The sequence below is a fragment of the Halomonas pelophila genome, from assembly GCF_040196315.1.
GTDB classification, from domain to species: domain Bacteria; phylum Pseudomonadota; class Gammaproteobacteria; order Pseudomonadales; family Halomonadaceae; genus Halomonas; species Halomonas pelophila.
The window spans coordinates 64,333-89,387 of sequence record NZ_JBEGCI010000004.1 but is presented as its reverse complement, the minus strand read 5'-3'; the positions used below and the strand labels follow the sequence as shown (position 1 = coordinate 89,387).

21 protein-coding genes are annotated in these 25,055 nt (G+C 69.1%); 13 read left to right on the top strand and 8 right to left on the bottom strand.

Going from position 1 to position 25,055, the window contains the following annotated elements:
* Positions 1-41: 41 nt before the first annotated feature.
* Both ectA and gorA read right to left on the bottom strand, forming a co-directional pair.
* A complete protein-coding gene (gene ectA, locus ABE957_RS05395; RefSeq protein ID WP_349757659.1) occupies positions 42-620 on the bottom strand; it encodes a diaminobutyrate acetyltransferase in 579 nt (192 codons plus the stop codon).
* Between the two features lie 279 nt (positions 621-899).
* Positions 900-2,261 (bottom strand): glutathione-disulfide reductase, encoded by a 1,362-nt coding sequence (gene gorA / locus ABE957_RS05390; RefSeq protein ID WP_349757658.1) that lies wholly within the window; start codon positions 2,259-2,261, stop codon positions 900-902.
* 154 nt (positions 2,262-2,415) lie between these two features.
* Here gorA and can point away from each other — a divergent pair, with 154 nt between their 5' ends.
* The 10 genes from can to ABE957_RS05340 all read left to right on the top strand — a co-directional run bounded on the left by can (position 2,416) and on the right by ABE957_RS05340 (position 12,766).
* On the top strand, positions 2,416-3,069 hold the full coding sequence (gene can, locus ABE957_RS05385; protein WP_349757657.1) for a carbonate dehydratase: 654 nt from the start codon (positions 2,416-2,418) through the stop codon (positions 3,067-3,069).
* A gap of 147 nt (positions 3,070-3,216) precedes the next feature.
* Positions 3,217-4,791, top strand: a complete 1,575-nt coding sequence (locus tag ABE957_RS05380) for an ABC transporter substrate-binding protein (RefSeq protein ID WP_349757656.1) — start codon at positions 3,217-3,219, stop codon at positions 4,789-4,791.
* A 108-nt stretch (positions 4,792-4,899) separates the two neighbouring features.
* The gene (locus ABE957_RS05375) at positions 4,900-5,946 is read left to right on the top strand and encodes an ABC transporter permease (protein WP_349757655.1); all 1,047 of its coding nucleotides are present in this window, start codon (positions 4,900-4,902) and stop codon (positions 5,944-5,946) included.
* Positions 5,943-6,899 carry an ABC transporter permease gene (locus ABE957_RS05370; protein ID WP_108444282.1) on the top strand — a complete coding sequence of 319 codons (957 nt, stop codon included), beginning with the start codon at positions 5,943-5,945 and terminating at the stop codon, positions 6,897-6,899. The genes ABE957_RS05375 and ABE957_RS05370 overlap by 4 nt, the downstream gene beginning before the upstream one ends.
* Positions 6,900-6,904: 5 nt before the next feature.
* Positions 6,905-7,924: an ABC transporter ATP-binding protein gene (locus ABE957_RS05365; RefSeq protein WP_349757654.1), complete on the top strand. Its 1,020-nt coding sequence runs from the start codon at positions 6,905-6,907 to the stop codon at positions 7,922-7,924.
* Positions 7,924-8,970: an ABC transporter ATP-binding protein gene (locus tag ABE957_RS05360; RefSeq protein ID WP_349757653.1), complete on the top strand. Its 1,047-nt coding sequence runs from the start codon at positions 7,924-7,926 to the stop codon at positions 8,968-8,970. The genes ABE957_RS05365 and ABE957_RS05360 overlap by 1 nt, the downstream gene beginning before the upstream one ends.
* A gap of 61 nt (positions 8,971-9,031) precedes the next feature.
* Positions 9,032-9,958 carry a LysR family transcriptional regulator gene (locus ABE957_RS05355; protein ID WP_349757652.1) on the top strand — a complete coding sequence of 309 codons (927 nt, stop codon included), beginning with the start codon at positions 9,032-9,034 and terminating at the stop codon, positions 9,956-9,958.
* Positions 9,959-10,068: 110 nt separating this feature from the next.
* The gene (locus ABE957_RS05350; protein ID WP_349757651.1) at positions 10,069-11,070 is read left to right on the top strand and encodes a hydrolase; all 1,002 of its coding nucleotides are present in this window, start codon (positions 10,069-10,071) and stop codon (positions 11,068-11,070) included.
* Positions 11,071-11,267: 197 nt separating this feature from the next.
* Entirely contained in the window at positions 11,268-11,837 is a 570-nt protein-coding gene (locus ABE957_RS05345; RefSeq protein ID WP_349757650.1) for a hypothetical protein, read from the top strand.
* Between the two features lie 140 nt (positions 11,838-11,977).
* Positions 11,978-12,766, top strand: coding sequence for a Crp/Fnr family transcriptional regulator (locus ABE957_RS05340; protein ID WP_349757649.1), 789 nt, complete (start codon positions 11,978-11,980; stop codon positions 12,764-12,766).
* Here ABE957_RS05340 and msrA read toward each other — a convergent pair.
* From msrA to ABE957_RS05320, 4 genes are all read right to left on the bottom strand, one after another.
* Positions 12,747-13,361, bottom strand: a complete 615-nt coding sequence (gene msrA, locus ABE957_RS05335) for a peptide-methionine (S)-S-oxide reductase MsrA (RefSeq protein ID WP_349757648.1) — start codon at positions 13,359-13,361, stop codon at positions 12,747-12,749. The genes ABE957_RS05340 and msrA overlap by 20 nt on opposite strands.
* A gap of 84 nt (positions 13,362-13,445) precedes the next feature.
* Positions 13,446-17,537 carry an autotransporter assembly complex protein TamB gene (gene tamB / locus ABE957_RS05330; RefSeq protein ID WP_349757647.1) on the bottom strand — a complete coding sequence of 1,364 codons (4,092 nt, stop codon included), beginning with the start codon at positions 17,535-17,537 and terminating at the stop codon, positions 13,446-13,448.
* A 26-nt stretch (positions 17,538-17,563) separates the two neighbouring features.
* On the bottom strand, positions 17,564-19,447 hold the full coding sequence (tamA, locus tag ABE957_RS05325) for an autotransporter assembly complex protein TamA (protein ID WP_349757646.1): 1,884 nt from the start codon (positions 19,445-19,447) through the stop codon (positions 17,564-17,566).
* Between the two features lie 26 nt (positions 19,448-19,473).
* Positions 19,474-20,331, bottom strand: coding sequence for a coiled-coil domain-containing protein (locus ABE957_RS05320; protein ID WP_349757645.1), 858 nt, complete (start codon positions 20,329-20,331; stop codon positions 19,474-19,476).
* A gap of 245 nt (positions 20,332-20,576) precedes the next feature.
* Here ABE957_RS05320 and ABE957_RS05315 point away from each other — a divergent pair, with 245 nt between their 5' ends.
* A complete protein-coding gene (locus tag ABE957_RS05315) occupies positions 20,577-21,155 on the top strand; it encodes a superoxide dismutase (protein ID WP_349757644.1) in 579 nt (192 codons plus the stop codon).
* A 151-nt stretch (positions 21,156-21,306) separates the two neighbouring features.
* Here ABE957_RS05315 and ABE957_RS05310 read toward each other — a convergent pair whose 3' ends face one another.
* On the bottom strand, positions 21,307-22,596 hold the full coding sequence (locus ABE957_RS05310) for a nucleotide sugar dehydrogenase (RefSeq protein ID WP_349757643.1): 1,290 nt from the start codon (positions 22,594-22,596) through the stop codon (positions 21,307-21,309).
* A 4-nt stretch (positions 22,597-22,600) separates the two neighbouring features.
* Entirely contained in the window at positions 22,601-23,491 is an 891-nt protein-coding gene (gene galU, locus ABE957_RS05305) for a UTP--glucose-1-phosphate uridylyltransferase GalU (RefSeq protein ID WP_349757642.1), read from the bottom strand.
* A 142-nt stretch (positions 23,492-23,633) separates the two neighbouring features.
* On the opposite strand from galU, the gene ubiG reads away from it, so the two are divergent.
* A complete protein-coding gene (ubiG, locus tag ABE957_RS05300) occupies positions 23,634-24,359 on the top strand; it encodes a bifunctional 2-polyprenyl-6-hydroxyphenol methylase/3-demethylubiquinol 3-O-methyltransferase UbiG (protein WP_349757641.1) in 726 nt (241 codons plus the stop codon).
* Entirely contained in the window at positions 24,359-25,033 is a 675-nt protein-coding gene (locus tag ABE957_RS05295) for an HAD-IA family hydrolase (protein ID WP_349757640.1), read from the top strand. Before ubiG ends, ABE957_RS05295 begins: the two co-directional genes overlap by 1 nt.
* Positions 25,034-25,055 lie beyond the last annotated feature (22 nt).

Here is a 25,055-nt window from a genome sequence, read left to right as displayed (position 1 = left end):
GGCCGCCCGTCGGGCAGCCGGTCCCACGAAAAGGCGGATGATCAGATGCGATCGGTCTGGAAGGGTCCGATGCGCACGAGGTTTTCCGGGTCGTGCTCACCGCCGAGCTGATCGGTGGAGAAGTACTCGCGGCTGTTGAGCGGTGCCTGCCAGCGATCGGCCAGTCGCCGGAACAGGCCCCAGGAGGCCTGGTTGTCGGGGGTGATAGTGGTCTCGAGGTGGTGCACCTCGGCCATTTCCGGGCGAGACATCACGGCTTCCACCAGGCGGCGCGCCAGGCCGGTGCCGCGCGCCTTCTCCCCCACCGCCACCTGCCAGAGGAAGTAGGTGTCGGGCGCATTGCTCTTCACGTAGCCGGAGACGAAGCCGACCACCTCCCCTTCCTCGTTGGTGGCCAGGGCGCAGCTGTTGCGAAACTGGGTCGCCAGCAGCAGGTAGGCATAGGCGGAATTGACGTCCAGCGGCGGGCAGGACTTGACCAGCTCGTAGATGCCCCAGCCGTCATCGGGATTGGGTTTGCGGATGAACAGCGGCGAGGCCTCGTGGCCGACCACGGCGTCGGCCACGGTGGGCCGTGCCAGGTCGGCGGAGGGCGTGAAGGGTTCGGTGGTTGCGGTCATGTCGGTGGTTCGCTGTAGCGAATTTGAGCGAGATTATAACAGCGCCTTATTAGCAATTCAAAACCATGGTTATCCAGGCGCCGCCTAACCATAAAATATCATTATGTTGCGTGGGTCCAGGCCCGCCATGTCGGCATCGACGCCCGGCTCCTCCTTCCAGAACAGCGTCAGAGTCACTTCAGAATAGCCCAGGATGAGGACGCCGAAACGTTGAGGGTCTCCAACGCAAACGGGCCCCCCTGAGGGTGGCCCGTGATCACGTAGCGCCGTCGATCGACGTCAGCGGCGCGTCGGGGTGCGCATGGTGACGAACTCCTCGGCGCCGGTGGGATGGATGCCCACGGTGGCGTCGAAATCCGCCTTGGTGAGTCCCGCGCGCACGGCAACGGCGATTCCCTGGATCACCTCGCCGGCCTCCTCGCCCACCATGTGGGCACCGACCACCACGTCGCTGGCGTCGTCGACGATCAACTTCATCAGACAGCGCTCGCTGCTGCCGGAGAGGGTGTGCTTCATGGGGCGGAAGTCCGCCGCGTAGACCCGGATCTCGCCACAGGCCGCACGGGCCTGCTCCTCGGAGAGCCCCACGGTGCCGATGTTGGGGTGGCAGAACACCGCCGTGGGGATGTGGCGATAGTCCAGCGGGGCCGGCTCGCCCGGCTCGAAGTGGTGGCGGACCAGCTGCATGGCCTCGGCGAGCGCCACCGGCGTGAGCTCCGGGCCGCCGGTTACGTCGCCGAGCGCCAGGATCGACGGCACCGAGGTCTCGAAGCGCTCGTTGACGGCAAGATGCCCGCTCTCGGTGCGGGCCACGTCCAGCGCCTCGAGCCCGAGCCCCTCGAGGTGGGGGCGACGACCGGTCGCCGCCAGCACCGCGTCGACCTCAAGCTGCTCGCCGCTGGTCAGGGTGACGCGCAGGCCGCCCTCGACCTTCTCTATCGCCTCGATGTTGGCGTCGAAGTGCAGGTTGACGCCCTTCTTGGCCATCTCGTCCCGGGTGAACTCGCGCACTTCCTGATCGAAGCCGCGCAGGAAGAGATCACCGCGATAGACCAGGTGCGCCTCGCTGCCGAGCCCGTTGAAGATGCTGGCGAACTCCACCGCGATGTAGCCGCCGCCGAGCACCAGGAAGCGCTCGGGGAAGGTCTCGAGATCAAAGACCTGGTTGGAGTTGACCGTGAGCTCCTTGCCGGGGAAGTCCGGCGTCCAGGGCCAGCCGCCGACGGCCACCAGGATCTTCTCGGCGCTGACGGTCTCGCCGCCGACCTCCACGTGATGGGCGTCCACCACCCGGGCGCGCTCGTTGATCAGGCGCACGTCGGCGGCGTCCAGCAGCCGCCCGTAGATGCCATTGAGCCGCTTGATCTCGCCGATCTTGTTGTCGCGCAGCGTCGCCCAGTCGAAGCGTGGCGCCTCGGCCAGGTGCCAGCCGAAGCCGCCGGCATCCTCGAAGGCCTCGTGGAAGTGGGCCGCGTAGGAGTAGAGCTTCTTGGGCACGCAGCCGACGTTGACGCAGGTGCCCCCCAGGTAGCGATCCTCCGCCACGGCGACACGGGCGCCGGTCGCCGCCGCGGTGCGGGCGGCGCGCACGCCGCCGGAACCGGCGCCGATCACGAAGAGGTCGTAGTCGTATTCGGACACAGTGTTCTCCTGATGGTGTGTCGTTCTGATCGGGCGCGATCATACCAGCCGCGGTCGACGCCAGGGAGGCCCGCTCCATTGACCCTGGCTATGCGGTAATCAAGAATGCCTCCCGTCCCATATCCCATGGCCCGTTCTTCAGAGAAGCCCACCCATGAAAACCGAAATGCAAGAGCTGCTCGAGCGCAACCGCGACTGGGCCGACAGCGTCCGTCGCCAGGATCCCGACTTCTTCGCCCGGCTGTCGCAGCAGCAGAATCCCGACTACCTGTGGATCGGCTGTTCCGACTCCCGGGTGCCGGCCAACCAGATCATCGACCTGCCGCCCGGCGAGGTCTTCGTCCATCGCAACGTCGCCAACCTGCTGCACCACAACGACATGAACGCCCTCTCGGTGGTCCAGTTCGCCGTCGACGTGCTCAAGGTGAAGCACATCATGATCGTCGGCCACTACGGCTGCGGCGGGGTCAAGGCAGCCGTGACCGGCGACGAGTGCGGCATGGTCGACTACTGGCTGCACTCGGTGCGCGAGCTCTACAGCCGCCATCGCGGCGACCTGGAGTCGCTGCCCCTCGGCGAGCAGGTCGATCGCATGTGCGAGCTCAACGTCCAGGCCCAGGTCAACAACCTGTGTCGCACCAAGATCATCCAGCGCGCCTGGCAGCGCGGCCAGCCGCTCGCCGTGCACGGCTGGGTCTACGGCCTGAGCGACGGTCGCGTCACCGATCTGGAGTGCAGCGTCTCGGGGCTTGACCAGGTCGCCACCCTCTACCGCATCGGCCGCCTGACGCCGACCAGCGAGGACTGATGCATCGTTCGCCCGGCGGCCTCATTCGCCGGGCGCATGGCGCCTGTCAAAATTTCGATTGGGCAGGGGCCGCCGGGCTCTCTATGTTGTGGGCTGGACCTTAGCGGTCATGACACCAATAACAAGTCACCCGGCATGGAACGACACATGACTCTCAAGAAGACCCTGCTGGCGAGCGTGATCGGCGCCGCCATGACCACCGCCGTACTGCCCTCCGTGGCCACCGCCGAAACCAGCCTGCGCATGGCCTACGACGCCGACCCAGTGTCGCTGGACATCCACGAGCAGCTCTCCGGCGGCATCCTCCAGCTCTCCCACATGACCTTCGACCCGCTGGTGCGCTGGAACAAGGACCTCTCCTTCGAGCCGCGCCTGGCCACCGAGTGGGAGCAGGTGGACGACACCACCATGCGCATGACCCTGCGCGACGACGTGACCTTCCACAGCGGCAACGCCTTCACCGCCGAGGACGTGGTCTGGACCATCGAGCGCCTCAAGCGCAGCCCGGACTTCAAGGCGATCTTCGAGCCGATCGAGAGCGTCACCGCCGTCGACGACACCACGGTGGAGATCACCACCACCAAGCCTTACCCGCTGCTGCTGAACCTGGCCACCTACGTCTTCCCGATGGACAGCGCCTTCTACAGCGGCACCGACGAGGACGGCGACCCCAAGGACGAGATCGTCAAAAACGGCAACTCCTTCGCCTCGAGCCATCTCTCCGGCACCGGCCCCTACGTGGTCACCGAACGCCAGCAGGGCGTGCGCATCGCCTTCGAACGCTTCGATGACTACTGGGACGAGGACTCCCCGGGCAACGTCGACGAGATCGTCATGACCCCGATCAGCGAGAACGCCACCCGCGTGGCCGCCCTGCTCTCCGGCGACGTCGACTTCATCGCCCCGGTGCCGCCCAACGACCTGGAGCGGGTCCGCGAGGACGAGGACGTCCAGCTGGTGACCATGTCGGGCACCCGCATCATCCTCTTCCACATGAACCAGGAGCGCGTCGAGGCCTTCCAGGACCCGCGGGTGCGCCAGGCCTTCGCCTACGCCATCAACCAGGAAGGCATCGCCGATCGCCTGATGAAGGGCTTCGCCACCCCGGCCGCCCAGTTCTCGCCGGAAGGCTACGCCGGCCATGTCGAGAGCCTCGAGCCGCGCTACGACCTGGAGAAGGCCAAGCAGCTGATGGCCGAGGCCGGGTATGAAGACGGCTTCGAGATCACCATGATGGCGCCCAACAACCGCTACGTGAACGATGCCAAGATCGCCCAGGCGGTCGCCGCCATGCTGGCGCGCATCAACGTCACCGTGGATCTCAAGACGCTGCCCAAGGCCCAGTACTGGGGCGAGTACGACGAGCGCGTCGCCGACATGATGATGATCGGCTGGCACTCCGATACCGAGGACTCGGCCAACTTCCACGAGTACCTGACCGCCTGCCCGGACGCCGACACCGGGGCCGGCCAGTACAACGCCGGCAACTACTGCAACCCGGAGCTCGACAAGCTGGTCGCCGAGGCCAACCTCGAGGTCGACCTCGAGAAGCGTGCCGAGATGCTCCAGCAGGTCGAGCAGGCGCTCTACGACGATGCCGCCTTCGTGCCGCTGCACTGGCAGGACCTGGCCTGGGCCTCGGCCGCCAACGTCGACATCGAGCCGGTCCTCAACGTGATGAACTTCCCCTACCTCGGGGACCTGGTCATCCACGAAGAGTAACCCCCGCCGCGCGCCGGCCCCTCGCGGGCCGGCCCTTCGAAACCCTGACCCCTGTGGCGCGCTCGATGCTCGAGTGCGTCACCGCGTGTTGCACACGGGACGCCAGCCATGATCGCTTTCCTGATCAAGCGCCTCTACCATGCCCTGCTGGTGATGTTCGTCATCAGCATCATCGCCTTCGCCATCCAGGACAACCTGGGCGACCCCATCCAGCAGATGGTCGGCCAGTCGGTGCCCGAGAGCGAGCGCGAGGCCCTGCGCGAGGAGCTGGGGCTCAACGACCCCTTCCTGGTCCAGTACCTGCGGTTCGCCGGGAACGCCGTCCAGTTCGACTTCGGCTACTCCTACACCTTCAACCAGCCGACCACCGAGGTCATCATGCGCCACCTGCCGGCGACCCTCGAGCTGGTGGCGGCCAGTACCTTCCTGATCATCGCGCTGTCGGTCCCGATCGGCGTGTACAGCGCCATCCGGCCCCGGGCCTGGCTGTCGCGCTTCTTCATGGGGGTGTCGATCGTCGGCATCTCGATCCCGGTCTTCCTGACCGCCATCGTGCTGATCCAGATCTTCGCCATCGGGGTGAGCGTCTCGCCCTTCCCCGCCGATACCGGCTGGGGTGCCTGGCTCAATGAGGCGCTCTCCACCGACGGCGGCATGCCGGCCTACGGGCGCGGCGACCCGATCAACGTCTTCGGCACCTGGGACACCAATTTCGCCTCGCTGACCGGGCTGACCTACCTGGTGCTGCCGGCGGTCTCGCTGGCCTCGATCATGCTGCCGCTGTTCATCCGCCTGATCCGCGCCGAGATGCTCGAGGTGCTGCAGTCCGAGTACGTGAAGTTTGCCCGCGCCAAGGGCATCTCGCTGCGCCGCATCTACTTCATCCATGCGCTGAAGAACACCATGCTGCCGGTGATCACCGTGGGCGGGGTGCAGATCGGCACCCTGGTGGCCTACACCATCCTCACCGAGACGGTCTTCCAGTGGCCGGGCATGGGGCTGATGTTCCTCAACGCCATCCAGCGCTCCGACGTGCCGCTGATCGTGACCTACCTGATGATCGTGGGCCTGATCTTCGTGATCACCAACACCCTGGTCGACCTCATCTACGGCCTGGTCAATCCCACCGTCAAACTGACAGGGAAGCCCGCATGACTACCACGAACTCTTCCATGGCAGCCGCACCGGTGGCGAGCCGCTGGTCGCGTTTCCGCGGCTCCTACCTGCTCTACAGCTTCAAGCGCGACCCGGTCGCCCAGCTCAGCCTGCTGGTGTTCATCATGCTGGTCGGCGTCGCGGTGCTGGCCCCGTGGCTGGCGCCGATGGACCCCTACGACCTGGCGCAGATCGATATCCTCGCCTCGGAGCTGCCGCCCTTCTGGATCGACGGCAGCGATCCGGCCTACGTGATGGGTACCGACGCCCAGGGGCGCGACCTGCTCTCGACCATCCTCTACGGCGCCCGGGTGTCGCTGATCATCGGCTTCGGCGCCGTGGCGCTGCAGGCCCTGCTCGGCGTCAGCTTCGGGCTGCTCGCCGGCTACCTCGGCGGGCGCGTCGACGCTTTCCTGATGCGCCTGGCCGACATCCAGCTGTCGTTCTCCACCCTGATGGTGGCCATCGTGGTCGGCGCCCTGGTCAAGGCGGTCTTCGGCGGCGCCACCTACAGTGACTACGCGGTGCCGCTGCTGGTGCTGATCATCGGCCTGGCGGAGTGGCCGCAGTACGCGCGCACGGTGCGCGCCTCGGTGCTCGCCGAGCGCAGCAAGGAGTACGTCGACGCCGCCCGGGTGATGGGCTTCACGAGCCGGCGCATCATGTTCCGCCATATCCTGCCCAACACCCTGTCGCCGATCTTCGTCATCTCCACGGTGCAGGTGGCCAACGCCATCATCTCCGAGGCGGCGCTGTCGTTCCTGGGGCTCGGCATGCCGGAAACGCACCCGTCGCTCGGTTCGCTGATCAAGTCGGGCTTCGACTACATCCAGTCGGGCTCCTGGTGGATCACCCTGATCCCCGGGGCCGTGCTGGTCATCCTCGTGCTGGTGATCAACCTGCTCGGCGACTGGCTGCGCGACGTCCTCAACCCGCGACTCTACAAGGGCTGATTACCATGGCACTCCTCGACGTAAACAACCTCGACGTGCGCTTCGCCCTGCGCCGCGGCGACGTGCAGGCCCTGCGTGACGTCTGCTTCAGCCTGGAGCGCGGCGAACGCCTCGGCATCGTGGGCGAATCCGGCGCCGGCAAGTCGGTGGCGGCCTTCAGCCTGCTCAACCTGATCGCCAAGCCCGGCTACATCGCCGGCGGCAGCATCCGCTTCGACGGCCAGGAACTCACCGCCATGAGCGACCGCGGCCTGCGCCACGTGCGCGGCCACCGCATGTCGATGATCTTCCAGGACCCGATGATGACCCTGAACCCGGTGCTGACCATCGGCGAGCAGATGGTCGAGTGCCTGAAGGCGCACCGGCGGATCTCCACCAAGGAGGCCCGGGCGATCTCGCTGCGCAAGCTCGAGCAGGTGCAGATCCCCTCCCCCGCGGCGCGCCTGGACCAGTACCCCCACGAGCTCTCCGGGGGCATGCGCCAACGGGTGATCATCGCCATCGCGCTGCTGCTCGACCCGGACATCATCATCGCCGACGAGCCCACCACGGCGCTGGACGTGACCATCCAGGCCGAGATCATGGCGCTGCTGCTCGAGCTCTGCGAGAAGCACAACGTCGGCCTGATCCTGATCACCCACGACCTCGGCGTGGTCAGCCAGGTCACCCAGCGCATGCTGGTGATGTACGCCGGCCGGGTGATCGAGCAGGGCCCGACCCGGGAGATCATCAACGATCCCCAGCACCCCTACACCCAGGGGCTGATCAACGCCCTGCCGCAGATGGCCACGCCCGGCGCGCGCCTCAACCAGATCCCCGGCAGCATGCCGTCGCTGGACAACCTGCCGAGCGGCTGCGCCTTCCACCCGCGCTGCGGCTTCCTGAAGCGCGCCGACGGCTCGACCCGCCACGCCTGCACCGATGAGGTGCCTGACTTCGTGACCTCCGGCAACTGCCGGGTCGCCTGCCACATGGTCGCCGAGATGCTCGATCGCGAGCGCATCCCGGCCGAGGAGATCCGCTGATGAGTTCGACAGCCCACGCCCCCGCCGCCGAGCCCGCCTCCCCGCTGCTGGAGATTCGCGGCGTGGAGAAGCGCTTCTCGCTCTCCGGCGACTTTCTCGAGCAGCTCAAGTTCAAGGGCGGCAAGCTGGTCCGCGAGCAGAAGCACGTGCACGCCATCAACGGCGTCGACCTGGACATCCAGCGCGGCGAGGCGCTCTGCGTGGTCGGCGAGTCCGGCTGCGGCAAGTCCACCGTGGCGCGCACCGTGATGGGGCTGCTGCACCCGAGTGCCGGCGAGATCCGCTATGACGGCGAGCGCATCGACGATCTCTCCCATCAGGCGCTGATGCCCTATCGCCGCCGCATGCAGATGATCTTCCAGAACCCCTATGCGTCGCTGAACCCGCGCATGACCATCCAGCAGACCCTGGAGGAGCCGATCCGCCTGCACCACCCCGACTGGTCGGCGCAGCGGGTCAAGGACCAGGTCGCCGAGGTGATGGACTCGGTGGGCATCGCCGCCGACTGGGGCGCCCGCTACGGGCACGAGTTCTCCGGCGGCCAGCGTCAGCGCATCGCCATCGCCCGGGCGCTGGCGGTGGACCCGGAGTTCATCGTCGCCGACGAGCCGATCTCGGCGCTGGACGTGTCGATCCAGGCCCAGGTGCTCAACCTGCTGATGGAGGCCCAGCAGCAGCGCAACCTGACCTACCTGTTCATCACCCACGACCTCGCCGTGGTGGAGCACTTCGGCACCCGGGTGGCGGTGATGTACCTGGGCCGGGTCTGCGAGGTGGCGCCCACCGCGACGCTCTTCGCCCGGCCGCGCCACCCCTACACCCAGGCGCTGATGTCGGCCATCCCGCGCCTGGAGGACGACCGGCCGCAGCACATCCGCTTGCAGGGCGAGGTGCCCACGCCGGTCAACCTGCCGTCGGGCTGCGTCTTCCACGGCCGCTGCCCCCACGCCAACGCGCGCTGCCGCAGCGAGATCCCGGAGCTGATCGTCTCGGACGACGGCAGCCAGGTGGCCTGCCACGCCGTGGAGGAAGGGCGCATCGACTGACGCCCCGGGAGGTGTGGCACAATGCCGGGTGTGACACCCGGCTCCTGGCTCGAGGATCGACATGGAACTGCGCTGGCTGGAAGACTTCATCGTCCTGGCCCGGACCCAGCACTTCTCGCGCGCGGCGGAGGAGCAGAACGTCACCCAACCGACCTTCTCGCGACGCATCAAGCTGCTCGAGGAGGGCATGGGCACCACCCTGATCAACCGCCAGACCCTGCCGCTGACCCTGACGCCGGCCGGCGAGGAGTTCCTGGCGCTGAGCCTGGAGGTGACCCGCCGGGTCGCCGCGACCCGGCAGCGGCTGTCGCAGCTGGCCGAGGAGCAGGCCAGCCAGCTGCGCCTGGCCGCGCCCCAGAGCCTGCTGGCGCACTTCCTGCCGGCCTGGCTCGCCAGCTTCACCAACCCGCCGCCGCTGACCCCCTACCTGCGGGCCACCGGCTGGCTGGCCAGCGACTTCTTCGAGGCGCTGGCCCGCGACGAGTGCGACCTGGTGCTCACCTACTGGCCGCGGGTCGAGGGGCCCCAGATGCCCGAGACCGAGGGCCTCGAGCACTGCTGCCTCGACCGCGAACGCCTGGTGCCGGTGTCGCTGCCCGAGGCCGATGGGCGGCCCCGCTTCGCGCTGGCGTCGGGCCCGCGTGCCAGCCTGCCGCTGATCGCCTACCATCCCCGCGGGCTGACGGACATGGCGCTGCGCCGCCATCTCGAGGGGATCCCCGGCGCGCCGGACTTCCGGGTGCTCCACGAGAGCATCCAGAGCGGCAACATCCGCGAGCTGGTCGGCCTGGGCTATGGGCTGGGCTGGCTGCCCGAGCGCGTGGTGCAGGAGACGCTGGCCGCGGGCACCCTGGTGCGCGCCGGCGACGCCCGCTGGGACGTGCCGCTGGAGATCCGCCTCTACCGCCGCCGTGGCGTCGAACAGGCCGCCGTCGAGGCCCTCTGGGAGGCGCTGGCGACAAACACCGAGGCGCGCCGCGCACTCTGAGTCGCGTTTACCCTGATACCCTTTGAACCTGACGCGGCACGGCGCCGACGCTGGTGGCGTGCCGTGTCCCCTACCCCTCCCTTTTATCCAACACCCTGGTGGAGCCCCTCATGGACGAGCCCTGGCACATCGCCGACTTCCGCGCGCCCTCGGGGCTTAGCAATCGTCACGTCCAGACCCTGCTGCCGCGCTGCCTGCCGCGGCCCGCGCTTGGCTGGAAAGACGAGATCCTGGAGCTGCCCGATGGCGACTTCGTCGAGCTGGCCTGGGCAGAGCCGGCCCCGTCCGAGGCCGAGGCGCCCATCCTGGTGCTCTTCCACGGGCTCGAGGGCTCGATCGACTCCCCCTATGCCCGGGAGCTGCTGAATGCCGCCGCCGGCCTGGGCTGGCGGGCCGTGCTGATGCATTTCCGCGGCTGCGGCGAGCACCCGAACCGCCTGCCCCGCGCCTATCACAGCGGCGATACCGCCGATGCGGCCTTCCTGATTGGCCAGCTGGCGCAGCGCTACCCTCACGCCATGAAGGTCGCCGCCGGGGTCTCGCTGGGCGGCAACATGCTGGCCAAGCTGGTCGCGGAACAGGGTGGCCGGGGCCTCGACCTGGCCGGGGCCATCGTTATCAGCGCGCCGCTGGATCTCGCCGCCTGTGCCGACACCCTGAGCCAGGGATTCGCCAGGCGCTACGAACGCCATCTGCTAGCCTCGCTCAAGCAGAAGATGGCCGGGCGCCTGGCGCGCGGCGAACTGCCGCTGGCGCTCGGCCCCCGCGAGCTCGCCTCGCTCGACAGCCTGCGCGGCTACGACGATGCCGTGACCGCCCCGCTGCACGGCTTCGACGGCGCCGCGGACTACTACCGGCGGGCCTCGGCCGGCCCACTGCTCCGCGAGGTCGCGCTGCCCATGCTGATACTGCACGCCGACGATGATCCCTTCATGCCGCCGGCGCTCTTCGAACGCTTCCCCCGGCCCTCGCCCGCGGTGCGGGTGGAGCTCGCCCATCACGGCGGGCACGTCGGCTTCGTCGAGTGGCGCAATGGCCGCCCGGCCTCGTGGCTGGCCAGGCGAGTCGCCCGCCAGCTGACGGCGTGGCAGGCCCCTCGCTCGGGCCGCTGACGGTCGTCGACGCCCCTCCCGCCATGACCCCTGGCGACAATAAATACCGTGACCTTAACCCATGTTGTCGCCACTACCCGGCCGCAATGCCTAGTCTGGCGGCATGGCGAGGCCCGCGATCGATGTCACCGTGCCGGCCGCCGCCCCGGATTCATCACAGGATTCATCACGCGATTCATCACACATGGGGGGAGCTCATGGACATCTCGAACCAGTCTCAGGGATCGACCCTCCAGGCCAATGACTCCCGGCCCAGCCGGACGCCCATGCTGCCCGCGGAGCTGCTGCAGGCGGTAGACGATCATGAACGCCGGCAGTCGCAACGCTATCGCTGGCGGGCGTTGCGCTTCTTGACCTATTACCCCGGCCTCAGCCAGCTGATGGAGGCCCTGGCCGACGAGAGTCGCGATCGACGCGAGGTGCTGGTCGAGGCGCTGACGGGGGAGAGTCCCGTCGAGTCCGGCCAGGCGCCGGCGGCCGGCGGGTGCCGGGAGCGCGGTGCGGCGCACTTCTTCATCGTCGATGACGACATCGCGCACCTGGAACTGGGCGTCAGCCTGCTGGAGGAGCGTCGGACGGCGCGCTTCTATACGCGCCTGCTGCGCGACGGCGCGATCCCGGGCCTGGATGCGCTGCTGGGTGACTGCATCGCCCAGTGTCGGGCACATGGCCGGCTGCTCGAGGAGACGCGACAGTCGCTGCCGGCCCGCCACCGCTCGCTGGGGAGCATCGCGCGCAGTCGGCGGCGGCGCCGACGCATCGGCTGAGGCCATCATCGGGGGCCACCGTCTGCGGCGTTGGAACGCGCGGGCATGGGTCATGGTGACATGGCGCTATAGTGAACAGGGCGGTGCAGATTCTTGCCTGCCATCGTCCCGCCGTCGCCGCCGCCCATCGAGGTTCGTGAATGACCCCCTCCCCCTACTTTCAGGCCGCCATGAGCCGCTACTTCGCCCTGGGCGACGACGATTGCCGGCTGCTCGGACAGCTCGAGCGGCGCACCGCTTCGGCGGATAAGGATCGGGTGCTGTGGGCGCTCGGCGCGCGCATTCAGAACCTGTTCATCCTGCAGAGCGGCTGGGCCTGTACCGTGCGCGATACCGGCGAGGGAGAGCGCCAGATCATTGAGCTGCTGCTGCCGGGCGATATCGTCGGCCTCAGAGAGTTCACCTTTCGCCGTCACGGCAGCGAGGCGCGCATGATCAGCGCCGGCAGCGTCAGCACCTTCACCCACCAGCAGATCGTGGATATCGTCGCGGCCTCCACCTCCCTGGCGGTTGCCCTGTTCGCCACCATCGGACGCCAGGAGGCGCTGCTCACCGAGCGCATGCTGGTGACCCTCCACCGCTCGGCCCGGGTGCAGGTCAGCCATTTCGTGCTCGAGACCTACCTGCGCCTGAGCAAGCTCCAGTCCGTCGATCCCGGCCGCATGCCCTTCCCCATCTCCCAGCGCCTGCTGGGGCAGATCCTCGGGCTCTCGCCGGTGCATATCAATCGCACCCTGACGGCGCTGGAGCGCGACGGGGTGCTCGAGAAGCACCGCGCGCACGTCGTCATCCATGACCCCGGGCGCCTGCGCGACGAGGCGGATTTCGACGACGACTACCTGAGCGACCGTGTGGACGGCCTCAGCACGCGCCTCGCGGAGCTGAGAGAGGGCGCCGCGTCCTCTGCTGTCAGCCAATCGGGCAGCTGACGCCGGTGCCCTTCAGGCCGCAGTAGCCGCCGGGGTGCTTCTCCAGATACTGCTGGTGGTACTCCTCGGCGTAGTAGAAGGCCGTGAGCGGCTCGATCTCGGTGGTGATGGGGCCCTTTCCGCGTTGCGACAGCGCCTCGCCGTAGGCCTCGCGGCTCTGCTCGGCGGCCTTCTGCTGCTCGTCGGTGGTGGTCAGGATGATCGACCGGTACTGGGTGCCGATGTCGTTGCCCTGGCGGTTGCCCTGAGTCGGGTCGTGAGCCTCCCAGAACACGCGCAGCAGCGTCTCCAGGTCGACCACGCGCGGGTCGAAGACCACCCGCACCACCTCCGCATGACCGGTTCGGCCGCTGCAGGTCTCCTCGTAGGTGGGATTTGGGGTCGCGCCACCGGCATAGCCCACGGCGGTGACGTGCACCCCGGGCAGCTGCCAGAACAGCCGCTCGGCGCCCCAGAAACAGCCCAGGCCCAGCACGATCTCCTGCATCCCCTCGGGCCAGGGCGGTTGCATGGCCTGGCCATTGACCAGGTGGGTGGCGCTGATCGGCAGCGGGGTCTCGCGCCCGGCGGGCGCATGGACGGGATGAAGTGGCATGCGGTTTGCTCCTTGTCGGGGGTCGCCCGCTCCTTCGACGGGTCGAGGGAGCGAGCACCATGGCATGTCTGACGGGCGAGCCGGTCACGGCGACGGCGGATCACCCGGCAGGCTGAAGGTATAGATCATGTCCACCGCCTGCGCGGCGCCGGACACCGCCTCGAGGTAGAGGTTGCGCCACAGCTTGTAGCGCAGGGACAGCTCGGCGATGGGCGAGAACACCCCCACGCCATAGCCGATGCTCAGCCTGTCGGTCAGGTTGCCGGTGACCACCACCTGGCTCTCCTCGCCGGTACCGGCGGACGAGAGACTGAGATCCTCGATGCCGAAGGCCTCGCCGACGGCCCCCACGGCCCCGCCGGTCTTGCCGATCGTCAGGCCGATCAGCGCCGAGGTCAGGGCGCCGTCGGTCCCGCCGCTGCTGTCCGGGGCGCGGCCGCGCAGCAGGTAGGAGAGCGCCCTGCCCTCGTTCATCGACGGCTCCGAGAAGATCTCCAGGCTCGGGGCCGACGCCTCGCCGCTCACCCGGAGGCCGGCGATCACGTCGTCCTCGGTGGCGGCCGGATTGCGGATCGCCTCGAAGTCGAGCCGCGGCTGCCCCGGCGGGCCGCTGAAGAAGATGATCCCCTCGCGGATGACCAGGTCCTGGCCGTAGGCCTTGAAGCGGCCATCGATCAGGCTGACATCCCCGAACAGCTGGACCGGGCCGCTCTGCTGGCGCACCTCGAGGTTGCCCGCGAGCTCCGACTCCAGCCCGTAGGCCTCGAGCTGCATGTCCGGGCCCAGTGACAGGGTGATCCGAATGTCGGTGGCCATGCCGGCCTCGGCCATAGCCGCGGCGGTGGATTCGCCGGGCTGGCGTTGCGCCCTGGCCTCCGCCTCGGCTTCGGCGGCGCGGCGATCGTCTTCCTCGGTGATGATCACCTCGTCGGGGCTTGGCGCCTGCGCCGACTGGGGCACCTCGCCTACCTGTAGCCTCGCCCAGGGGATCTCGACCGTGCCACGCACCCGGAGTCGCTCGGGATCGGCGCGCACGCGGAGATCCGGGGCCAGGCGCAGGCGACCGAAGCTCGGCAGGATCGCCAGCAGGGGATCATCGACCGCGTTCAGGTCAATGGCCGCCTGCCATCCGCCGTCGGCCGGCCACTGGGCGTTGCCATCGATGGTGAGGCGGCCCTCCTCGGCGGCCAGGAAACCGCCGAGGTCGGCTCGGTCGCCGGCCAGGTCGATGATGAGCTCGCCGTCCTGCACCTCCAGGGGCAGATCCAGGCCGCCGGCCTTCAGCCCGGTCAGGGCGAGTCGGCCGTCCAGCCGCGGGGCCTCCTGGCGGCCGGCGATGCGGATATCGCCGTCCAGGCCGCCCTCCAGGGTCTCCAGGCCGGCGACCAGCGGGCGATATGGCGCCAGGCGCAGGTCATCGACGCGAAGCTGGCCGTCCAGAGCGCCGTCGCCCAGCGGGTCGAGGATCCCCAGTGCCAGGCGAACTTCCCCGGTGTCGGCCAGGCCCACGACCAGCTCGAGATCCGCCCGCGTCTCGCTGGCTTCCACCGTCACGTCAAGGCTGGTGCCGGGCACCGCCCAGGGCTGGCCATAGGCGTCTTCGCCGGTCACCTCGGCGCGGCTGTCGAGGTCGGCGTCGAGCCGCCAGCGCTCTCCCCCACCCGACCAGCCGGCGGAGAGGGTACCGGCGCTCTCGCCGCCGATGCGCCACCCGGGCGGCATCACGCTGTCGACCATATCCATCGGCAGGTCGCGGATCTCGAGGGCGGCGCGCCCGGCCTCGGCCGAGGCCTCGAGCGGCTCGACCAGGCAGATGTCCCCGCCTTGGCGGCGGCTCAGGCAGAAGGGCGCCACCCGGGCCGACCCCTCGGGCAGATGGGCCTCGAAGGTCAGCGCCTCGGCCAGGCGGATATCGCCGAACTCGCTGTCGAGCTCGAGCGGCGCCAGGGTGCCCCGGTAGCGCTCGCGCGCGGTGTCCAGGCCACCCTCGAGGGTCAGGGCCAGCCGCGAGACCGGCAGGCCCTCGCCGCCGTCCATGGCCAGGCGCAGTCGATGCGCGGTCTGCTGCCCCTCGAGGTCCAGCGTCAGCGCGGTGATCTGCTGTCCGCCGGCCGCGATGTCACGGGCGTCCAGCGACACGGCGAGCTCGGGATCGTCGAGGCCGGCGACGCTCGCCTCGAGATCCAGTCGCGACAGCCGGTTGTCGTTGAAGGCCAGCTCGCGTCCGGTCAGGTCCAGTTCGAGCTGGGGCGCCTCGAGGCTGCCCTGGGCGATGAAATCGCCGTCGAGGACGCCGTCGAGGCCGGGATAGAGGCTAGCGAGGGCCGGCAGGGCCAGCTCGCCGCGCAGGTCCAGCGATGACGGGCTGACCGTGCCCGTGGCGCTGATGCGATTGCTGCCCTGGCGGAAGTCGAGGGTCTCGATGTCCCATTGCATCTCGCTGTCGCCGGCCAGCACCGCCTCGAGGGAAAGCGGCCGGTCGTCCAGCACCCCCCGGATGTCCAGGGACGGGACCTCGACTCGCCAGCCGTCGGCGTCCTGGGCGAAGCTCACCTCGGCGCCGCCACCCAGCTGGCCCTCGAGTCCCTCGACGAAATTGCCGGGATCGATGGCGTCCAGGGAGAGCGTGGCCGTGGCGTCGAGGCCCTGCCCCCAGTCGACCCGGCCGCGGCTGACGATCACCCCGCCCTGCTGGTTCACGGTCAGCGGCGACCAGGCGAAGTGGGCCAGGCTGCCGGTGCCGATCAGCGAGAGATCGGTGCGCGGCAGCGTCGGGCCCGCGGCCGAGAGGGAGAGTTCGGCCCGATAGTCGACCAGGCTGCCGGCCAGGCGCAGCGAGAGCGCCTCGGCCCGCCACGGCTCCGTCGGCGCGGGCTGTGCATCGCTCTCTGGTGTTTCCTGCTGCGCCTGTGTCGCTGGGTCTGGTGTCTCGCCTTGCCCGTCGGCCTGCGCCTGGGCCTCGGCGGACACCTCCTCTCCCTGGCCCTCGCCTCCCTGGGCCTCGCCGGGCAGCGGCCACTGCAGGGCCTCGCTGTCCAGCGAGGCTTCGAAGGGCAGCGTGGGATCGAGAGCGTCGAGCCGGGCCGTCAGCCGCGCCTCGACCGGGCCCTGCAAGGCCAGGTCGACCTCGAGCTCGGCGAGGCTGCCGGCGACGTCGAGCTCGATGCGCTCGCCGGCCAGCGCCGGCATGCGCTCCGGCAGATAGAGCTCCGCGGCCAGACGCGCCTCGAGGGGGTAGTCGTCCCGCAGGGCCAGTCGCGCCTCGAATTCGGCGTCGGCGTCGGGGCTCGCAAGCCTCAGGGGGGCGATGCGGATCTCATGCCCCTGCGCGCTCAGGCGCAGCAGCAGGCGCTCCACGCCGGCCTCGACGGTGCCCCCCACGGCGAAGTCCTCGACGAGCAGCTCCGGCACCTCCACCGCCAGAGGCAGCGTCACCTCGGGCAGTACGCGACGCGGCTGCTCGGTCAGGGGCAGGTTGGCCATGCCCTCCAACTCGGCGGCGGCCTCGTCGGGCAGCGGCGAGTGGACGGCGGTAGCGGCGTCGATGGCCTGGGCGGTGAGCCTCGGCCCCTCGTAGTCGGCCTCGCTCAGCGCGAGCCGCGTGCCCGCCGAAAGCGGCAGGGTCAGCCGCGTGCCGGCGAGGCGCGTGGGCAGCAGGGTCAGGGTGCCCTGCTCGGCGCGCAGGGCACTGGTGAAGGAGGCCCAGGCGAGCCGCGTGCCGTCGGCGAGCCGCAGGTCCACATCGGCAAGCGACAGTTCACGCAGCTCGAAGGGGAACGGCAGCTGGATCTGGCCGAGCGGTTCGCCGTCGGGGGCGGGCTCCTCGGGTGCCTCCGCTACGGGGGGCGCCGTCTCGGCCAGGCGAATATCGGCGCCCTCCAGGGCGAGCCGCTCGATGCATAGCCGTCCCTTGAGCAGGCAGTCCTCGGACCAGGCGAGCTCCAGGCGCGACAGGGCGACCCGCGCCGGTCCCGCCTCCAGGCGCAGGTCCTCGAGCACCAGGCGATCCAGCGGCGCCCCCTCATAGCCGCCCAGCTCATAGAAGCCGCGCTTGGCGCCCTGCTCGAGCAGCACGCCGGTGCCCCAAGGCGACAGGGCCAACCCCAGCAACAGCAGCACGAGGCCGATGAGCCACAGGGGCAGGAGGATCAGCAGGCGGGCCAGAGCCCAGGTCACGGCGCGCTTTCTCAAGGTGTTGGCTCTCAGAATTCCGGTCCGATGGAGAAGTGGATGCGAAAGGTATCCTCGATATCGAAGGGGTGCGCGATGTCGAAACGGATGGGGCCGACCGGCGAGATCCAGCGCACGCCGAGGCCCGCCCCGGTCTTCAAGTCGCTCGGCCACCAGTCGTTGAAGGCATCGCCGGTGTCGACGAAGGTCGCCAGCCACCACTTCCCGGCTACGCGCCGCTGGGCCTCGAGGCCAACGGTCAGCAGCTGCTCGCCGCCGATCAGGTTGCCCTCGTCGTCCTCGGGGGCGATGCTCTCGTAGGAGTAGCCGCGCACGCTTCGATCACCGCCGGTGAAGAAGCGCAGGGACGGCGGGATGTCCGCGAAGTCCTCGGTGGTGGTGCTGCCGAACCCGACCCGGCCGACGAAACGGTTGTCATCGCCCAGCATGCGGATCCATTCGCTGTCGCCGGTGATGCGCAGGAACTCCGCCGCCGACCCCCATGCCTCGTTGGAGTACTCGAACGCCAGGAACTGGCGATCCCCCCAGGTGGGGAAGGCGGGATTGCGGGTGCGCGTGCGCGTCCAGCTGATGCCGGGATAGAGCAGCAGGACCTGGTTGGAGACGCCGGCCTGGGTGAAGTCCTCGTAAGTGCCCCGCAGGTAGAGCGACTGCTCCCAGTCCCTGGCGAACGCCCAGAAGTCGTCGGCCGCCCAGTCGCTGTCGAACTTCCAGCGCCGGGCGATTTCCACGGTGCTCTCGAGGGTTTGGGTGTCCTCGCTGTCCTTGTTACGTAGGCCATACTGGAGGCGATAGCTGTCGCGCAGCGGATCCTCGAGAGGCATCGTATAGAGGCCGGAAAACCGCTGCTCCGGGCCCGAGAGATAGAGGTCGTGGTCGAGGCCGTGACCGTAGCGATTGATCCAGGGCTGATCCCAGGCGAGGCGGATACGGGGGCCCACGTCGGTCGCATAGCCCAGGCCGACCTCGAACTGGTGGCGGTCCGCCGGCGTCACCGTGACGTCGATGGGAGCCTCGGCGGGACGCTGAAGGGTGCTGGCCGCGACCAGCGCCTCGGCCTCGATGCGCGCCGCCGGGGGCGTCGGCTCGCGGCCCTGCAGGTCGAGGGCCTGCCACCAGCCGGCCTCGGTGGCCGGCAGCGCCAGGCGCTCCAGGTCGCGATCGAGGCGCGGGCGCACGCTCAGTGATTCGAACCACTCGGTCTGGCCCAGGCGCTCGTTGAGCCGGGCGACCTGGCTTGCCAGGTAGGGATCCCCGCGATCGAAGGTCGCCAGGTTCTTGAGCCGCTCGGTCTCGATGTGATGGCCCTGAAAGGTCACGTCGCCGAAGCGGTAGCGTGGGCCGCTGTCCAGTGCCAGGTAGAGCCGGGCACTCTGGGCATAGGGCCTCACTTCCATGCGCCGGTCGGTGAAGGACCAGTCGAAGTAGCCGCGCTGCAGGGCCAGGTTGGCCAGGGTGCTGCGCAGGCTGTCGAAGGGCGCATGGCGCAGCCGATCGCCCCGGGAGAGGGGGAAGTCGTCGATGGCGTCGACGAAGGGCGGATCATCGGCAGCGTCCCCGGTCACCGAGAGCTCGAGGATCTCGATGCGCACCGGCGCGCCGGGATCGATGACGAGCGTCACCTCCTCGGGTGCCTCGGGGTCGTCGACGCGCGTGCGGATATTGGGCGAGTAGTAGCCGAAGACCCTCAGGGCCTCACTGCTGCGCCGCAACACCTCGCTCTTCAGGCGCTCGGGGCTGTACTGCTCGGCCTCGAGTTCGTCGAGATAGAGGCGCACGTTCTCGGCCAGCTCGTCCTCGAGACCCTCGACCGTCGCCTCGAGGGCCTGGGCGCCGGGCGCCAGACCGAGACACAGCGTTGCCGCCGAGAGGCGAGTCCACACGCGATTATCCATGAGCATCGATCCCTGACGGGGGGATGTCACTGGCGCAATGCCTCGAGTTGGGCGCTCAGGGCGAGCTGGGACTGTCGCAGCTCGCGCAGCCCGGATGCCATCTCTTGAAGCCCGCTGTCCAGCGCTTCCATTCGTTGATGAACATCATCGCGTGATCCCGTCACGGCTTCAACTCGGCCGTCGAGTTGCGTCAGCTGTGCTTCCAGACTCTCCATCCGCTCCTGGAGCGCCTGCACGCCGTCGGCCAGGGTCTGGCGACGCTCGGCCTGAATCTCGCGAGCCTGATCGAGGGTCGCCAGCCGCTCGCCCAGCGCGGCGCGTCCCTCCTCGCCGGCACGCTCCAGGGCGTCCAGGGAGGTGCGGGTCGCGGCCAGGGTGGCGTCGCGGGTCGCGGCCTGCTCCGTGAGCGAGGCGATCCGAGCCTGCTGGCGCGCCAGGCGCTCCTCGAGGGGCGCGATCTGCTGCGCCCGCGCGGCCTCATGTTCGGTCTCGAGGTCGGCCTTGAGCTCGGTCTCGAGCTCACTCTTGAAGTCTGACAGGCGACGGTCGAGGACCGCGTCGACCTCGGCTTCCAGGTTGGACAGCTCATCCAGGCGCGACTGCAGCGCGCTGAGCGCCTCCCCCCTGCCCTGTTCGGCATCGAAGCGCGCATGCACGTTGGAGAGCTCGCCGCTTACCCGGGAGAGCTCGGCCTGCAGGCGAGCGCGCTCCTGCCAGCCGGCCCAGGCCAGGGCCGCGCCGGCGGCGAGCAGCAGCAGGACCAGCAGCCACAGCGGCCACACCCGCGGAGGAGGCGGATAGCGTGTGCGCGGCGCCGACAGGCTGGCATCCGGGTCCGGCACGATCGGCCGGGGGTGCCGGCGGTCATCCGGGTGCTCTGCCATGAGGAACTCCTTCTCTCGGGGTGGTTGGCCGGGGTCGCCGGTTCTTGGGGCACGCAATTGGCGCCCCCCGGGGCGGGTGCTATGATGCCGCGACAGCACCGACACATCGTCCTGATAGTGTAAGGTTTTTTGTCATCGGAACGCACGGTTCCCGGTCAACATCGACGGGGGAGCCTTGAATCCAGGCGTCCCGATGCCCACCATGGGGTGCTGTTACGACACCGCTGACGACAAGGAGAGACTCGATGGCATTTGAACTGCCCGCACTGCCGTACGACAAGAACGCTCTGGAACCGCACATCTCGGCCGAGACCCTCGAGTATCACTACGGCAAGCATCATCAGACCTACGTGAACAAGCTCAACGAGCTGACCGACGGCACCGCCGAGGCGGACAAGTCCCTGGAAGAGATCATCCAGTCTTCCTCCGGCGGCCTGTTCAACCAGGCGGCACAGGTCTGGAACCACACCTTCTACTGGCACTGCCTCTCTCCCAACGGCGGCGGCGAGCCGACCGGGGCGCTGGCCGAGGCCATCAACGCCAAGTTCGGCTCCTTCGAGAAGTTCAAGGAGACCTTCAACGCCCAGGCGGCCGGCAACTTCGGCTCCGGCTGGACGTGGCTGATCAAGACCGATGATGGCGGCGTCGACATCGTCAACACCAGCAACGCCGACACCCCCATCGCCCATGGCCAGACCCCGCTGCTGACCATCGACGTGTGGGAGCACGCCTACTACATCGACTACCGCAACGCGCGCCCAAAGTACCTCGAGAACGTCTGGAGCGTGCTCAACTGGGACTTCGTCGCCCAGAACTTCAGCTAAGCCAGAACGTCAGCTGAGCCAAAGCTCCAGTCAAGTCTGAGCTTCGGCCACGGCATAGGCGCCTCGGCGCCGCCCGCTGAATGACAACGGCCCCGCCATCTGGCGGGGCCGTTTTGTTAAGGTGTCGAGACCTCCTGGGGACTGGGCGCCGTCACGGATCGGCCCGTCGGCCGATCCCGCGATAGTGCAGGCCACAGGCCGCGACATGGGCCGGATCATAGATGTTGCGGCCATCGAGCAGCAGCTTCTCGCCGAGCAGGTCGGTGAGCCGCGGCCAGTCGGGGTTCCAGTAGGCCTTCCACTCGGTGACCAGCATCAGCGCATCGGCGCCCTCGCAGGCCGTCAGCGGGTCCTCCTCGAACACTTCGAGCAGCGGGTGCTCGCCGACCTCGGCGAGCACCGCGGGGATCGCCGCGGGATCGTGCAGGCGCACCTTGACGCCCTGGGCCCAGAGGGCGCGCAGCAGCGTCAGCACCGGCGCCTGGTCGATGCGCGCCGTGCCGGGCTTGAAGGCCGCCCCCCAGATCGCCACCGTGCGGCCGCCCAGGCGGCCATGGAAATGGGCCCATAGCTTGCGAAACAGCGTCTCCTTCTTGTGCTCGTTGATGTCGAGCACCTGGTCGAGCAGCGCTGAATGGCGTCCGCTCGCCGACTGGACATGGGCCAGGCGCATCAGGTCGCGGGAGAAGTTGGGGCCGCCAAAGCCGCAGCCGGGATACAGATATTCGTAGCCGATGCGTGAATCGGCGCCCATGCCCTGGCGAACGTGCTCCACGTCCACCCCCAGGCTGTCGGCGAGCCCGGCGATCTCGTTCATGTAGCTGATGCGAGTGGCGAGCATGCCGTTGATGGCGAGCTTGGTGAGCTCCGCGGCGCGCCGCGGCATGCGCTGGATTACCTCGCGCCGACGGTTGAAGGCGCGCAGCAGTTCACGCACCTGGTGTCCCGCCCGATCATCGTCGCAGCCGAGCAGCCAGCGCGAGGGCCGGGTGAAGGTCTCCCAGGCGCGCCCCTCCTCGAGCAGGTCGGCCAGCGCCACCGCCCGGCAGCCGGCCAGGCGCGACTCCAGCTGCTCGGTCTCGCCGACCGGGAAGGTGGAGTTGTTGATCAGCACGGCCCCGGGGCACAGGCTCGCCATCCGCCGCTCGACGCACTCGGCGGCATCAGGGCGCTGGTCGGGGGAGACGGCGAGCCACATCACGTCGAAGGGCTCGTCATCGATGTCATGCTCATCCTGGGGCAGTATCCGCAGGCTGCCCTGGGCGATGCCCTCCTCGAGCCGACCCATCAGCTCCGGCTCGCTGGCGAGCCAGCGGCTTTGCGCGAGGGTCGGCCAGTCGGCCGAGACGTGGGGCAGCCAGGCCACGCGGTGGCCCACCCAGGAGAGCGCGGCCGCCGCGGTGGCCGCGGCCAGCTCGCTGCCGTGGATCAGTACCCGCATTGGCTCACTCCCCGTCCGCGTAGCGCGAGAGCAGCTCGCAGAAGCCCTTCCCGTAGCGGGGATGGCGACGGCCGTAGGCGAGAATCGCTTCCAGATACCCCAGCTGATGGCCGCAGTCGTAGGTCTTGCCCTGCATGCGGAAGGCATCGACGCCCTCCTCGCGACGCAGGGTCTCGATGGCGTCGGTGAGCTGGATCTCGTTGCCGGCTCCGGGCGGCGTGTCGGCGAGGAGCGGGAAGATGCGCCCGGGCAGGACGTAGCGGCCGATCACCGCGAGGTCGGAGGGCGCCTCGTCCACCGCCGGCTTCTCGACCACCCCGGCGATCGGCCGCGACTCGCCGGGCCCCGGCAGCTCGCCTCCGGTATCGACGATGCCGTACTTGTGGACCAGCTCGTGGGGCACCTCCTCGACCATCAGCTGGCTATGCCCCGTGGCCTCGAAGGAGGCGATCATGCCAGCCAGGTCGTTGCGCGCCAGGCCCTCGCCATCCACCAGCACGTCGGGCAGCAGCACCGCGAAGGGCTCGTCGTCACCCACCACCGGGCGGGCGCAGAGCACGGCGTGGCCGAGGCCCAGCGGCTCGGGCTGGCGCACGCTGATGATATTGACGTCGGCGGGCACGATGGAGCGCAGCTCCTCGAGCAGGTCGGTCTTGCCCTTGGCTTCGAGGCTCGCCTCGAGCTCGAAGTGCTTGTCGAAGTGGTTCTCGATGGCGCTCTTGGTGCCGTGGGTCACCAGCACGATGTCGCGGATCCCCGCGGCCACGGCCTCCTGGACGACATACTGGATCACCGGTCGATCGACGATGGTGATCATCTCCTTGGGAATGGCCTTGGAGGCCGGGAGACAGCGCGTGCCGAATCCGGCAACGGGAAGAACGGCCTTGTGGATCATGGTGCGGTCCCTGTCACGGTTGGGGGTGGCCGGCCGGAAAGCGTGGGAATGCCCTCCGGGGAGCGGGTACAATACCGGCCATGATACCGAACCCAGGCCGGCCTGACAGCGTGTCGGGTGGGCGATACCAGGGAGACAGCAGATGAGTGCAAGCCACCCGCACGCGGGCAACGTCGATCAGGCGGAGATCGCCAAGTTCGAGGCCCTGGCCGACCGCTGGTGGGATCCGCACGGCGAGTTCAAGCCGCTTCACGACATCAACCCGCTGCGACTGGACTTCATCGATGCCCGCTCAGGCCTGGCCGGACGGTGCGTGCTGGACGTCGGCTGCGGCGGCGGCATCCTCGCCGAGGCCATGGCGCATCGTGGCGCCGAAGTCACCGGCATCGACCTGGGCGAGGCGCCGCTGGCCGTGGCTCGACTGCATGCCCGGGACCAGAACGTCAGTGTCGACTACCGCCACATCAGCGCCGAGGCGATGGCCGCCGCGCATCCCGGCGAGTTCGAGGTGGTCACCTGCCTGGAGATGCTCGAGCATGTGCCCGACCCGGCCTCGGTGGTGCGCGCCTGCGCGGCCCTGGTGAAGCCCGGTGGCCAGGTGTTCTTCTCGACCCTCAATCGCACACCCAAGGCCTATGCCCTGGCGGTGGTCGGCGCCGAGTACGTGATGCGCATGCTGCCCCGCGGCACCCATGACTACAGCCGCTTCATCCGCCCCTCGGAGCTGGCCGGCTGGTGCCGCGAGGCGGGCCTCGCGGTGCGCGAGCAGAACGGCCTGGTCTACCACCCGTTCACCCGCCAATTTTCTCTGTCGCAGCGCGATGTCTCGGTCAACTACCTGATGCACTGCCGCCGGGAGATGAGCTGATGCCTCCGTCGCGGCCCGAGGCCCTGCTCTTCGACCTGGACGGCACCCTGGTGGATACCGCGCCGGACCTGGCTCGGGCGACCAATGCCCTGCGCGACCATCATGGCCTGCCCGCCCTGCCCTATGCGCTGATCCGCGCCCAGGTCTCCAACGGCGGCAGCGCCCTGGTGACCCTGGCGCTGGGCCTCGAGAAGCAGGCCCCCGGCCATGACGCGGCCCGTACCTTCCTGCTCGAGGCCTACGGCCAGTCGGTGGCCGAAGAGAGCCGCGTCTTTCCCCCGCTGGATCGGCTGCTGGACGCGTGGGCGGCGCGGGAGCGACGCTGGGGCATCGTCACCAACAAGCCCCGCGCCTACGCCGCCCCCCTGGTCGAGGCCCTTGGGCTCGCCCCCGGGGTGCTGCTCTGCGCCGACGACCTGCCGGTCAAGAAGCCCGATCCTGAACCGCTCGTCGAGGCGGCGCGACGCCTGAGCACAACGCCCGAGGCCTGCTGGTACATCGGCGACCACCTGCGCGACATGCAGGCGGCGCGGGCGGCCGGCATGGCCGCCGTGGCGGTGGGCTATGGCTATATCGAGGAAGAGGACGACTACCGGCGCTGGCCGGCCGACCTCTGGTTCGAGACCGCCGAGGCGCTGGTCGCCGCGGTGATGGAGGGAGCGCTGGAAGGCTAGAACGACGCACGAGCCCCAGACG

Excerpts from the sequence above, each read along its gene's own strand:
- ABE957_RS05350 (WP_349757651.1), top strand. The coding sequence starts at position 10,069 with ATGGACGAGCCCTGGCACATCGCCGACTTCCGCGCGCCCTCGGGGCTT.
- ABE957_RS05310 (WP_349757643.1), bottom strand. The coding sequence starts at position 22,596 with ATGCGGGTACTGATCCACGGCAGCGAGCTGGCCGCGGCCACCGCGGCG.
- ABE957_RS05295 (WP_349757640.1), top strand. The coding sequence starts at position 24,359 with ATGCCTCCGTCGCGGCCCGAGGCCCTGCTCTTCGACCTGGACGGCACC.
- ABE957_RS05380 (WP_349757656.1), top strand. The coding sequence starts at position 3,217 with ATGACTCTCAAGAAGACCCTGCTGGCGAGCGTGATCGGCGCCGCCATG.
- can (WP_349757657.1), top strand. The coding sequence starts at position 2,416 with ATGAAAACCGAAATGCAAGAGCTGCTCGAGCGCAACCGCGACTGGGCC.
- tamA (WP_349757646.1), bottom strand. The coding sequence starts at position 19,447 with ATGGATAATCGCGTGTGGACTCGCCTCTCGGCGGCAACGCTGTGTCTC.
- ABE957_RS05320 (WP_349757645.1), bottom strand. The coding sequence starts at position 20,331 with ATGGCAGAGCACCCGGATGACCGCCGGCACCCCCGGCCGATCGTGCCG.
- ABE957_RS05340 (WP_349757649.1), top strand. The coding sequence starts at position 11,978 with ATGACCCCCTCCCCCTACTTTCAGGCCGCCATGAGCCGCTACTTCGCC.
- galU (WP_349757642.1), bottom strand. The coding sequence starts at position 23,491 with ATGATCCACAAGGCCGTTCTTCCCGTTGCCGGATTCGGCACGCGCTGT.
- ubiG (WP_349757641.1), top strand. The coding sequence starts at position 23,634 with ATGAGTGCAAGCCACCCGCACGCGGGCAACGTCGATCAGGCGGAGATC.
- msrA (WP_349757648.1), bottom strand. The coding sequence starts at position 13,361 with ATGCCACTTCATCCCGTCCATGCGCCCGCCGGGCGCGAGACCCCGCTG.
- ABE957_RS05370 (WP_108444282.1), top strand. The coding sequence starts at position 5,943 with ATGACTACCACGAACTCTTCCATGGCAGCCGCACCGGTGGCGAGCCGC.
- ABE957_RS05315 (WP_349757644.1), top strand. The coding sequence starts at position 20,577 with ATGGCATTTGAACTGCCCGCACTGCCGTACGACAAGAACGCTCTGGAA.
- ABE957_RS05360 (WP_349757653.1), top strand. The coding sequence starts at position 7,924 with ATGAGTTCGACAGCCCACGCCCCCGCCGCCGAGCCCGCCTCCCCGCTG.
- ABE957_RS05365 (WP_349757654.1), top strand. The coding sequence starts at position 6,905 with ATGGCACTCCTCGACGTAAACAACCTCGACGTGCGCTTCGCCCTGCGC.
- ectA (WP_349757659.1), bottom strand. The coding sequence starts at position 620 with ATGACCGCAACCACCGAACCCTTCACGCCCTCCGCCGACCTGGCACGG.
- ABE957_RS05355 (WP_349757652.1), top strand. The coding sequence starts at position 9,032 with ATGGAACTGCGCTGGCTGGAAGACTTCATCGTCCTGGCCCGGACCCAG.
- ABE957_RS05345 (WP_349757650.1), top strand. The coding sequence starts at position 11,268 with ATGGACATCTCGAACCAGTCTCAGGGATCGACCCTCCAGGCCAATGAC.
- ABE957_RS05375 (WP_349757655.1), top strand. The coding sequence starts at position 4,900 with ATGATCGCTTTCCTGATCAAGCGCCTCTACCATGCCCTGCTGGTGATG.